Source organism: bacterium (genome assembly GCA_037131655.1).
In the GTDB taxonomy this organism is placed as follows: Bacteria; Armatimonadota; Fimbriimonadia; order Fimbriimonadales; family JBAXQP01; genus JBAXQP01.
Genome location: JBAXQP010000054.1, coordinates 1 through 12,169 on the forward strand (window position 1 = coordinate 1; position 12,169 = coordinate 12,169).

General features: G+C 48.9%; 6 protein-coding genes. 3 read left to right on the forward strand and 3 right to left on the reverse strand.

All coding sequences use genetic code 11. The annotated features are described in order from the left end of the window. On the reverse strand, positions 1–549 hold a 549-nt coding region (locus WCO51_04080), incomplete at its 3' end, for a HEAT repeat domain-containing protein (protein MEI6512437.1). 183 nt (positions 550–732) lie between these two features. On the opposite strand from WCO51_04080, the gene WCO51_04085 reads away from it, so the two are divergent. Then, positions 733–6,714: a PAS domain S-box protein gene (locus WCO51_04085; protein ID MEI6512438.1), complete on the forward strand. Its 5,982-nt coding sequence runs from the start codon at positions 733–735 to the stop codon at positions 6,712–6,714. Positions 6,715–6,799: 85 nt separating this feature from the next. Here the strand turns inward: WCO51_04085 and WCO51_04090 are convergent, their stop codons facing one another. Next, on the reverse strand, positions 6,800–7,687 hold the full coding sequence (locus WCO51_04090) for a metallophosphoesterase (GenBank protein MEI6512439.1): 888 nt from the start codon (positions 7,685–7,687) through the stop codon (positions 6,800–6,802). Beyond that, positions 7,684–8,532, reverse strand: coding sequence for a phosphonoacetaldehyde hydrolase (gene phnX, locus WCO51_04095; protein ID MEI6512440.1), 849 nt, complete (start codon positions 8,530–8,532; stop codon positions 7,684–7,686). The genes WCO51_04090 and phnX overlap by 4 nt, the downstream gene beginning before the upstream one ends. A 270-nt stretch (positions 8,533–8,802) precedes the next feature. Between phnX and WCO51_04100 the strand changes: the two genes are divergently transcribed. Continuing rightward, positions 8,803–11,316 carry a sodium-translocating pyrophosphatase gene (locus tag WCO51_04100; protein MEI6512441.1) on the forward strand — a complete coding sequence of 838 codons (2,514 nt, stop codon included), beginning with the start codon at positions 8,803–8,805 and terminating at the stop codon, positions 11,314–11,316. Between the two features lie 365 nt (positions 11,317–11,681). Continuing rightward, on the forward strand, positions 11,682–12,169 hold a 488-nt coding region (locus tag WCO51_04105; protein ID MEI6512442.1), incomplete at its 3' end, for a PLP-dependent transferase.

Below are 12,169 nucleotides of genomic sequence, written 5' to 3' on the forward strand. Positions count from 1 at the left end.
GGCTTTGAGGTTGTGGGAGAAGGGGGCGCTCATGTTTCTGGCGGCCATTCTTAGGGCGGGAAGCGCAACGCTTGGGTTTTGATTGCCGTATTTACTTAGCAGGCTAATGGCGGGGCCTGATATGGGGGATGCGGCGGCAATGGCTAACTTGGCAATGCCGGGGATGGTTTCGGCTAAATTGCCGCCGATTTTGCATAATAGAAGAATCGCTTCGCTTGTGATCGCCCAGTCGGGATGAGTAGCAGCGGCGGCGATTGTTGGAGTGATTTCAGTTAGGTCGCCGCCTATTCTTCTGATTGCGCGGCTGGCATAGAAGCGGACTTCCGGATTGTAATCACCCATCGCTTTGGCTAATAAGGGGAGATAAATTCGATGCTTAGGAGTAAACTGCTTGACCGTATTCCGCGCCACTCTTTTTAGCTTGGAAGCTTCCTCGGTATCGAAAACGAGTTTTTCTCCCACAGCGTCCAATATAGGTTTAAGTTTCTCTTCCGGTCGCTCGGCTTCGACTGGCAATTGAAAGTCGAGTGCGCTCAGACTGCTCTCCATGTATGAATAAATACCCTTTACTTGATACTCTGTGCCAATATCTTTTTATATTTGTTCTGAAAAAAAAGAGGATTTTTGTGTTATTATGTTGAATACTATTAATTGCACGCTAAAGTATTAAATAGGGTTCATGAATCTCTTGAGGGGTAATCACTGATAAGTGTTATCTGAAATGAGGCACTAATGCGATTTGAAAATCATTCAGCAAAGAAGAGCCAATATCAAAAGAAGCCTAATGCGCATAGCATTTCAGTATTCTTTGCTAGCCTTTCGGCTGGGGTTGGGCTACTTGCTCTTATTGGGTGGATTACACACGTTTCTCTTCTTACCACCTATGCCATAGGCAGAACACCGATGGCGCCAAGCACCTCTCTGCTCTTAGTGTTATCTGGATCGGCGCTCATCCTGTTTGTCCTTAAGCCACAAAGCCATAAAGCACGCACGGTAGGTCTTGTATTTGGTTGGTTTAGCACGCTCGTAGCCCTGATTCTATTAGCGCTGTCTTTTAAAGGTATCCGTCCAGGGTTTGAACACCTCGGTTTTCATTTTATCAGTGCAAGAATCGGGCATATGTCTCCTATTACGGCTTTCTGCTTTGTGCTTTACGGGTTTTCGCTGCTGGGGTTCTTCTTGTCTGGCAAGATGTGGCAAGCAAGGGTCATCTTCGGGCTCATCCTTCTAAGCCTTATATTCAGCATCACTTTACTTTTGGGCTATATCGTTGGATCCCCCCTGCTTTATAACAGCATTATTATTCCCCCAGCGCTTCCAACGTCTATTGCATTCCTGATGTTTGGAACTGCGCTCATGATCGCTTCGATAGAACGCATCTGGCATTTGAACGAGGAGCCGGAAGCCTTATCAAAACGAACCTCATACTTGTTTATTCTATTTTTTATCCTCGCATCAACGGTGATTATTTCCTTTGGATTATATTTCTTCCAAAACCTCAGACAGAAAACTCTCGCTGAGGAGGAGGAGGAGGTTTCCACTGTCTCGAAATTGAAAATGAATTGGTTGATGAATTGGCGTGAAGATTATCTGAAGGATGGCGAATTACTGTCTAAGAACCTCGCCTTTAGCGCGTTGGTGCGTCGCTATTTCGATAAGCCGGGGGATGCGGCCACGCAGCGCGAACTTCAGCAATGGATCAATCTGTATCCCGATAAGTACCACTTCGATCACGCTCGCTTGCTGGATTTAAAGGGTACAACTCGTCTTACAACTTTCAACGATAGATCGCCCATCGCAAATGAGATCCGCCTGGCGATTCCAGGAGTACTACGCTCAAGACAGGTAACGTTTGTGGACTTCTTCCTTTGTGATGTCCACAATGAAGTGAACATGGCGGTGTTGGTACCTATCCTTGACGCGGCCAATGGCTATAAACCGTTGGGTGTTGTCTTTTTACGGATTAATCCCACCCACTTATATGCCAACGTTAATGAGTGGCCAGTGCCCACCAATTCGGCTGAATCCCTGCTTGTTCGGCGAGAGGGGGACCATGTACTCTTCCTGAGCAACCAAAGATTTCAAAATTCCCCTCCACTCAAGCTGCAAATTTCATTAAGTAATAAAGAGGTTCCTGCCGTAAAGGCGGCGCTGGGGCAGGAAGGGGTTGTGGAGGGGAAAGATTATCGGGTCGTTCCAGTGATTGCTTCCCTACGCGCCATTCCCAACTCAGGGTGGTTTATTGTTTCCAAAATGGATGTTTCGGAAGTCTACGCCCCTCTGAAAAAACAAGCGCTGGAATTATTCACCCTTATGGGCATTCTGATCGTTGGCATGGGCTTAGGTCTTAGACTTATCTGGGATAATCAACATAAGCGTTTCTATCTGGAGCTGATCCAGGGGCAGGAAGTTCTGCAAGAGAGCGAGGAACGACTGCGCGCTATCATGGATAATGCTACCGCTGTTGTTTACTTGAAGGATAAGGAGGGCCGTTATCTTCTTGTCAACCGACATTTCGAAAAGTTATTTAATACAACAAATGCATTGGTTCAAGGGAAAACCTCCTATGATATTTTCCCCCGCGACGTGGCTGAAACGTTTAATAAGAACGACAAAGCAGTTTTCCAAACTGGGGCACATTTCGAGACAGAAGAGCTTGTGCCGCAGGAAGATGGTGTTCATACTTACCTCTCCCTCAAGTTCCCACTCTTTAGCGTATCAGGCGAAATCTATGCCTTCTGCAACATCTCTACCGACATCACAGGGCGAAAGCGGGCGGAGGAGGCGTTGAACGAGGCGCTGGATCGTCTCCTGAAAATCTCCGATCAGGTGCCCGGACTCGTTTATCAATTTAGATTGCGACCTGACGGTAGTTCCTGTATGCCTTTCGCCAGCAATGCACTCAATGAGATATTCAGGATCAGTCCTGATGAAGTCCGTGAAGATGCATCCAAAATATTTGCAACTATTTACCCGGATGACTATGCCAGCGTTGTCGCCAGTATTCAGGAATCGGCACAGGATTTAACTCTTTGGCATCCTGAGTTTCGAGTGAAGTATGACGATGGCACAGTGCGCTGGCTCTACGGCAACGCAGTCCCGCAGATGCAAGAGGATGGATCAGTGCTTTGGCACGGCTTCGTTACCGACATCACCGAACGCAAACAAGCGGAGGAAGCGAAAGCTTTGGCAACTGAACGGCTGTCGCTGGCTACTCGCGCAGGCGGGGTGGGTATATGGGACTACGATGTAGTCAATGACGTTCTTCACTGGGATAACCAGATGTATAACCTCTATGGGATCACGCAGGAGACATTTGGCGGTGCGTACGAGAGTTGGCGAACGGGGCTTCATCCGGAAGACATGGCGCAAGGGGATGCCGAAATCCAGTTGGCGCTGCGCGGTGAAAAGGAATTCAATACCGAGTTCCGTGTACTCTGGCCAGACGGAAGCATCCGCAATATCCGCGCCCTAGGCATTGTGCTGCGCGATGCCTCTGGTCAACCATTGCGCATGATTGGTACGAACTGGGACATCACCGAGCGTAAGCGGGCGGAGATAGTGCTGCGCGAGAGCGAAGAACGATTCTTCAATGCTTTCAATTATGCGCCGATCGGTATGGCGCTTGTCTCTCCCGAAGGTCACTGGCTTAAGGTCAACCAGGCAATATGCGATATTGTCGGATATTCTGATGAGGAGCTTATAACCAAGACATTCCAGGATATAACGCATCCGGATGATCTGGAGTCCGACCTTGCCTATGTAAATCAAATGCTGACAGGCGAAATTTCAACCTACCAGATGGAGAAGCGCTATTACCACAAGCAGGGAAACGTGGTATGGGTTCTGTTGAGCGTTTCATTGGTGAAGGACAACCAGGACAAGCCGCTCTATTTTATATCCCAGGTCGAAAATATTACCGAGCACAAACTGGCTGAAGAGGCTCTACGAGAAAGTGAAAGCCGTCTGAAGAGTGCGCAGCACGTTGCGCATCTGGGCAATTGGGAATGGGACCTGATCACGAACGAGCTCTACTGGGCAGAGGAAAACTACCTCCTTCACGGCATTGACCCAGAAAAGGTAAAGCCGTCGTTTGACGCATTTCTCCAAGTAGTTGATCCAACGGAACATGAGTTCGTGAATGGCGCAGTTGCAGATGCGCTTGCCGGCAGAACACTATTCGAAATTGACTATACCGTCATTCGGCCTGACAATGGCGAAAGGCGCATCATTCACTCGATAGCCAACGTAATCGTGGATAGCGCAGGGCAAGCCGTGAAAATGATTGGCACGGTTCAAGACATCACCGAGCGCAAGCAGGCGGAGGAGGCGCTGCGTGAGAGCGAGGAGCGCTGGCAATATGCGTTGAGCGGCGCGGGCGACGGCGTGTGGGACTGGAATTCGCAGACCAACCGGGTGTTCTTCTCACCACAGTGGAAATCAATGCTCGGCTATACGGAAGCTGAAATCGGCGACACGTTGGATGAGTGGGACAGCCGCATCCATCCTGATGACAAGAAACAGTGTTTCGAGGACTTAGATAAGCACTTCCGCGGCGAAACCCCAACCTATCAAAACGAGCACAGGGTTCTCTGTAAAAACGGAAGATACAAGTGGGTTCTTGACCGGGGCAAAGTGATCGAGTGGACAGGTGAGGGCAAACCACTGCGCGTCATCGGCACGCATTCCGACATCTCTAAGCGCAAGCAGATGGAGAGCCACCGACAGCTTTCGGCTGAAATCATGAGCATTCTCAATGAGCCTGTTGCCTTGTCTGACGCGATTAACCGTATTCTTATGGCAATCAAGCAGGAAACTGAATTCGACGCTGTGGGACTTCGGTTTAAAAACGACGACGACTTCCCATACTATGCCCAAAGCGGCTTTTCGAATGATTTTCTACTTACTGAGAACACGCTGGTGATCCGAGATTTGCAGGGAGCCGCTTGCATGAATAGCGACGGCAGCCTCAAGCTTGAATGCATATGTGGCCTGGTGATCACAGGGCAGACCGATCCGGCAAATCCTCTCTTTACAGCGGGAGGGAGTTTCTGGACTAATTATTCAAAGGCACTCTTAGACCTTCCATCCTTCCAGGATCCAAGGCTTTATCCGAGGAACCGGTGCATACATGATGGCTACCGATCAGTTGCTCTCATTCCAATCTACGCCAACCAAAAGATCGTAGGTCTTCTGCAGCTCAACAACCGGAAAGAGGACTGTTTGACACTCGAAATGGTCCAGTTCTTTGAAGGGGTCGGCAATAGTATTGGCTTGGCGCTGTTAAAAAAACAGACTGAAGAAGCGCTAGCCATTTCCTCTGCTGAGAAGGAGTACGCAAATGAATTGCTTGAGGCAAAGACGCTTGAGTTGACGCTCATGGCAACCCACGACTCACTCACGGGATTGCACAATCGCTATTACTTCGATGAGCGTCTAGGCGAACTTATCAAAAACGGTTCTGGCAATAAATTTGACTCGATGGCCGTGCTCTTCCTCGATTTGGACAAGTTCAAGCTGATCAACGACACCCTGGGACACCCCGTGGGTGATTTACTGCTTGTTGAAGCCTCAAAGAGATTGCAATCATGTCTTCGTTCAGAGGATGTCTTGGCAAGAATGGGCGGAGACGAATTTACTTGTATTCTTGCGAACAGCCCCAATCGGTCGAATGTGGAATCGCTAGCTTCTCGAATGATTGACGTCCTCAGCAGACCATATATTTTTCAAAACCACAAGATAACTTGCGGAGTGAGCATTGGCATAGCAAACTACCCATCAGATGCCATCGATAGCGTCACTCTCCTTAAATTCGCAGACGCGGCGATGTATAAGGCCAAGCAAGCAGGTAGAGGGACTTTCTGCTGGTTTACTGGAGATGTGGATGTTGATAATCAACAACGAGCCGTATTGGAACATGATCTTCATGAGGCTTTAGCAAATAATCAGTTCGATGTGCACTACCAGCCGATCGTTAGTCTAGAAGATAATAGCATTCTCTGCGCCGAGGCGCTCTTGCGCTGGAAACATCCTGAAAAAGGGATGATAGCCCCGAATCTCTTCATACCAATCGCTGAAGAGATGGGCTTGATCGGCATAATCGGTGATTATGTACTGCAAACCGCCTGTGCTCAGACAGTGGCTTGGCACGGCGAAGGGATACACTTGTCACGAATAAATGTGAATGTATCAATCAAGCAGATTCATGATGCTGAATGGCTCAAATCAGTCATCGCTACTTTATCAGAAACCGGGCTTGATGCAGAACTCCTTAATCTGGAAGTGACAGAAACCGACTTTTCCACCAAGGATGAAGAAATAATAGCGACTCTGCATAAAGTGCGGGATCACGGCATTAACATGGCTATCGATGATTTCGGCAAGGGACGATCTTCGCTCAGGCGTCTTAAAGACATCCCAGTGTCCCATATAAAAATAGATGGGTCGTTTATCAGAGACATCGAGTATAACCAGAACGACAACGCTCTTGTGCGCTCCATAGTTGAGATGTCTCATCGCCAAGGTATTAAGGTGACTGCCGAATGGGTAGAATCCAAGACGCAGATGGAGATATTACGCTCAAGCGGTTGTGATTTCATCCAAGGGTACTACATCAGCCCAGCCCTGTCCACACAAGCCTTTAAAGACTTCGCCCATGAATGGAAGCATAATCATCCAGTAACTGAAGATCTTCAGCTTAAGTTGGACAACTGACCCCAATAATAAGTGTAGGCTTTACCCTGTCAGTCTCTTTTAGTAGCCTCGGAACGCTGTCTTAGCGTTTCTAACATAAACCAGATTATGGCTCTCTGATTAAGGGGGCGAATTCGACTAAGCGGTGGGCGCCGTCCCAGCCGGCTTCGGTTACGTATTGGACGGCGTTTCGGTTAATTGAATCGGCATGGTTAAAATGCAGATGGCCGGATAGGATAGCTACCAGGTTTGGGCTAAAAGACATGAGGTGAAGGAATTCGAGCGTTTCGGGGGTATTCCACTGAGTAGTCCATTTGCGGTCTTCGCTGTCTTGATCCCATCTTAAATCGCCCATTAAAATCGGTGCGCCCCAATAGTCTATGGCAGCAGGGCGTAGGGTTGAAAGGCTGATTGGGATGTGCATAATAAAAACGGTGGGCATCCCTTTCGCCAACTGCTCTTTGGCAAAGGCAAGTTGGCGGGGAGTGACTTGATAGAGCGAATTATCAATTCCAACAAAACGAATACCTCCAACATCGGCGTTAAAGCATTCCGGTTGGCCTTCGGTGAGGGGGTCAAGCACTGGCCACATTTCTTGACGCTTCTCAAAACCTGTTTTCAATTGCGGATAGAGGTAATCATGATTGCCGGAGGTGAAAATAAAAGGCACGCCGGTCTTGTCAGCCGTCTCTTTCAAACGCTCGATATTCGCTTTCGTCGGCCAGTGCATCATATCGCCGGTAAAGACTAACAAGTCCAGATTCATTGAGGGGGCTTGTTCCATAAGCTCATAGAAGCCAAGCTGGTGAGGACCGCCTACGGTTCGGGTTTCTTCCTGAATGTTATCCTGTTGGTGTATATCGCGCTCATCAATATAGCGCAGGTGGACATCGGTAAGATGGAGGATACGCACTGGCGCTTCAAGCCCTTCGATAGCGATATTGGCGCTGCCGTCCGCCCAGTTATGGGTCACATTTAAAATGTCCTGCTTCATACCTCTAAGCCATACCACGGGCGATCGCCACGGATTAGCCGCTGGTTAATTTCTTCAATAACAGCGATACAACCTGCGATACCACTGACTACATAATGCGCTCCAGAGCTGATCATTTTGGTTTTAGCGGCATGCAATTTGTTAGCAAGTTCTTCTCCAGACAACGCTTCAACCGCATCGAATGGCAAGCCGATCATGTTGCCCGTCATGGTAACGCCAACGCTCCAAACACCAGCGTTTAAGCCACATTGGACATCGGACAGTGTGTCGCCGATATGCACCACAGATGCCGGTGGGTAAGAATTGAGGATTTCCATCGTGCGTAAAAGCATCCAGGGTGCAGGTCGTCCCGCCGGAACTTCGCTTGCGCAAATAGCGAAATCAGGGCAGAAACCCTGTTCTTTCATCCCCCCAAGGACTATATCCAATATTTGCTTGTCATAGCCGGAATTGATGGCAATTTTGATGCCCATATTCCGGAAGGATTCGGCAACGGCTAAGGTGCCGGGGATAAGTTGGTTGTAGCTAGGGATGGCTTTGAGATGAATTGGCTGGAAAGCTTTGTAGAGCTTTTCGACATCCTTATCGTCAAAAGGATGACCTTTCACTTGCAGCCATTGTTGAGCAATCGATGGCATTTTGGAGATGGCGCGGATATGGTCTAATTTTTGAAGACCCATCGGCTCACGGGCTTGAGCCATGGTTATATCAATCCCTTGTTCTTTAAATACTTGAACGAAAGCCTGTGCTGGAGCGCAGCTTCCGTAATCCACAGTCGTTCCCGCTAAATCGAGGACGGCTAACTTAACAAGGCTGTTGCTTGATTTCTCTTCAGACGTTGACATGATTAATTTCCCCCCATAAGGACCCACTTGTCAAAGAAGAACCATAAGTAACTACCACAAGGACAACCGGAATTCCTGCTTCAGCATTTTAATTCAGAAGCATATCTTCAAAGCATACCTCAACAATGATAAGCTGAACTATCAGCCATAGTTCTTTCTGTCCGATTTCTTGACTTATAAGGGTGTTTTAAGGTTATAATTACTTGGCGTGCTCCGTCTACTAATAAGTGCGGAGACGTACTTACGAGTCAAGGAGGATTTTCCTGCGAAATGTTTATTCCTATAACGAAACAAGTTAAGAATGACAGCGCGGCGCCTTGGATGCGTCGTCTGTTTACCACTTTAGTAACAGCATTACTGGCAGCGATCTGCTCAAGCGCGTTCGCGAGCGAGGCCGTTAGTTTGCCTCCGTTTGAAAGCTACGAGGGGGCGATGCGAATCGTCTACCTTGTCCTCGTCTTCGGCTTCATTTCCGTCGGCTTTGGGCTTTATTGGTTGATAAAAATCAACAAGCAGAGTCCAGGCACTGCGAAAATGCAAGAAGTTGGCAAGGCGATTCAAGATGGAGCGTTTGCCTATCTGAAGCAGCAAGTTACAACGATGGCGCCGCTCGTTATTCTCATCGCGATCGGTCTTTTCTTCCTCTTCAGAGGACAAACTGATGCCGGTTACGATCAAGCCTTAGCGGCTGGTGTAGCGGTTGCTTTCCTTTTAGGTGTTGCTGCCTCATACCTCGCCGGATATGTCGGTATGTCGATGGCTGTCAAAGCCAACCAGCGAACGGCTAACAAAGCGAGAACGACCTTCAAGGGCGCTCTTGAAACAGCCTTCCAAGCCGGCGCAGTCTCCGGTATGATGACCGTTGGTTTAGGGCTTATCGGCGCTTGTGTGATTTTTATCGTCTACAAGCATCAAGCGATGTTGGTCTTGATCGGTTTCGGTTTCGGCGGATCTCTTGCAGCGTTGTTCATGCGTGTTGGTGGAGGCATTTTCACCAAGGCTGCTGACGTCGGCGCTGACCTGGTGGGCAAAGTCGAAGCCGGCATTCCTGAAGACGACCCGCGCAACCCCGCTACTATCGCAGACAACGTCGGCGATAATGTTGGTGACTGCGCAGGTATGGCCGCAGACGTTTTTGAAAGCTACGAAGTCACTTTGGTTGCGGCGATCATTCTTGGCGCCGCAGTTGTTCCCGTCGCTATATGGGGCGGAAATCCGGATTTGATGAAGATGGCGCTTATGCTTACGCTCTATCCGCTCATCATCCGTGCGGCCGGTGTTGTGGCTTCCGTTATCGGTGTCTTTAGCGTTCGAGGCAAGGATGACGTGAACCTCGACCCAATGAAGCCCATTAACCATGGCTTTACAGTCTCATCTCTAGTTTCACTCGTCGGTTTCGCTATCTGCTCGTATGTGATGTTCAAAGATGGCTTTACCGTCGGCGATACTACTTATGAGTGGTGGCGTTTCTTCCTGTGCACGGCAACAGGAATCGGTTTGGCTTTGGTTATTGGTCGCATGACCGAGTACTTCACATCAACTCATAAGAAGCCTGTCCAAGAGATTACTTTGGCTTCTAAAACCGGTCCCGCAACGATGATCATCTCCGGCTTCGCAAGTGGTCTCGAAAGCTCTGTTTGGAGCGTCCTTGCGATATCCGTATCGTTGGCAGCCTCACTCATCATCTTCTCCGGCAACGCAATGCTGGCAGCTTATGGTGTGGCGCTTTCCGGTCTTGGCCTTCTGGCGACTACCGGTTACATCCTGGCGATGGATACCTTCGGCCCCATCACCGACAACGCGAACGGCATCTTCGAGATGTCCGGTGTGTTGGAAGAAGACAAGAAGAATCCCGACTTCAAGGGCGGCGCTCTTCCGGGCGACAAAATCGTTCACCGACTTGACGCTGTTGGCAATACCACCAAGGCTTTGACCAAGGGGTTTGCTATCGCGACTGCGGTAATTGCTGCCGTCTCGCTATTCCGTTCATTTATGGCGGATGCAGACTTGCTGAGCTTCGGTATTAGACTGGATATCCCTGCGGTATTCATCGGTCTGTTAATTGGCGGTGCAGCCCCGTTCCTATTCTCTGCATTTGCCATTAATGCCGTTGGACGTACTGCCGGTCAGTTGATTGCCGAGGTGCGAAGACAGTTCCATTCAGATCCCGGCATCATGGCGGGAACTAGCAAACCTGACTATGCTCGCTGCGTGAAAATCGTCACCGCTGGAGCACAGAAAGAGCTACTTGGTCCTGGCATCCTGGCAATTTCGCTGCCTGTCTTGGTCGGTTTTGGTCTTGGGTTCTTCACCACTGACGTAACAAATTCAGAAGGTGTTGCCATGACCGCCGCTCAAGTCGGCGCTGCAGGTCTTGGAGGATATTTGGCCGGCGCAATTATCTCCGGACAGCTTATGGCCGTACTGCTCTCGAACTCAGGCGGCGCTTGGGACAATGCAAAGAAGCTAATCGAGGACGGATGGTTTGGCGGTAAGGGTACCGAGAACCATAAAGCTGGCGTTATCTGCGATACCGTTGGCGACCCGTTTAAGGACACTGCTGGTCCTGCGCTTAACCCGTTGATCAAGGTCATGAACCTGGTCGCTCTTTTAATTGCCCCGATTATCGTTCAAGATATATCAACAGCAACGAGAACAACCATTGTTGTTATTGCTGTTGCAGCGCTAGCTGGCGCAGTTATGTTCAGCAAGCGCGGCAGCTTGGTCGATGATAAAGCCGCCATGGCTGAGGCTACTAAGGGAATGGACAAACTTCATAACTAGAACAAAAAATCAATCTGGGACAAAGAGTAACTTCATTTGACCCAGAAACTCTAATCAAGGCCGTCTCTTTTGAGACGGCCTTGATCTTTTCAAGGGGGATTACGGCAGCTATCCGTATCCCTAATCGAAGGGCGGGTAGGATGTCAGCCACAAGCATCCTTGCAATGACACTGATGGGGTATGCCGTTATCCTCTTATTATCACTTTTTATATAATTTCCCCGTTAGTTTGGTATTTTCTCGTAAGCACAGCAGTATAGTCTTATATACTCAACAAAACAGGAGAAGGTATAACTTGCTAGCTTGACTGGATTAGTTAAGTATCAAGTTTGGTAGTCTCTCCTAGATGAATGAAAGGTGAAAGTTATGGCACAAGATAAAAAGAAGCTTGGATTTGATACTCTGGCGTTACATGCGGGGCAGGAACCGGATTCTCAAACAGGAGCACGCGCAGTTCCTATTTATCAAACCACCTCATATGTGTTTAAGAACACCGAGCATGCTGCGAATCTATTTGCCCTGAAAGAGTTCGGCAACATATATTCCCGAATAATGAACCCGACCCAGGATGTCTTTGAGCAGAGAATAGCCGCGCTTGAAGGAGGAACGGGCGCATTAGCGACCGCATCAGGCCAAGCGGCTGAGCTGATTGCTCTGTTCACTATCGCGCAGGCGGGGGATGAGATTATTTCTGCATCAACCCTTTATGGTGGTACTCATACACTTCTGCATTACACCTTACCAAAGATGGGTATTAATGTAAAGTTTGTCGATCCGTCAGACCCATCGGCCTTTAAAAATGCTATCACCGACAAGACCAAGGCGATTTACGGCGAATCGGTTGGCAATCCGCA

Excerpts from the sequence above, each read along its gene's own strand:
- WCO51_04085 (MEI6512438.1), top strand. The coding sequence starts at position 733 with ATGCGATTTGAAAATCATTCAGCAAAGAAGAGCCAATATCAAAAGAAG.
- WCO51_04100 (MEI6512441.1), top strand. The coding sequence starts at position 8,803 with ATGTTTATTCCTATAACGAAACAAGTTAAGAATGACAGCGCGGCGCCT.
- WCO51_04090 (MEI6512439.1), bottom strand. The coding sequence starts at position 7,687 with ATGAAGCAGGACATTTTAAATGTGACCCATAACTGGGCGGACGGCAGC.
- phnX (MEI6512440.1), bottom strand. The coding sequence starts at position 8,532 with ATGTCAACGTCTGAAGAGAAATCAAGCAACAGCCTTGTTAAGTTAGCC.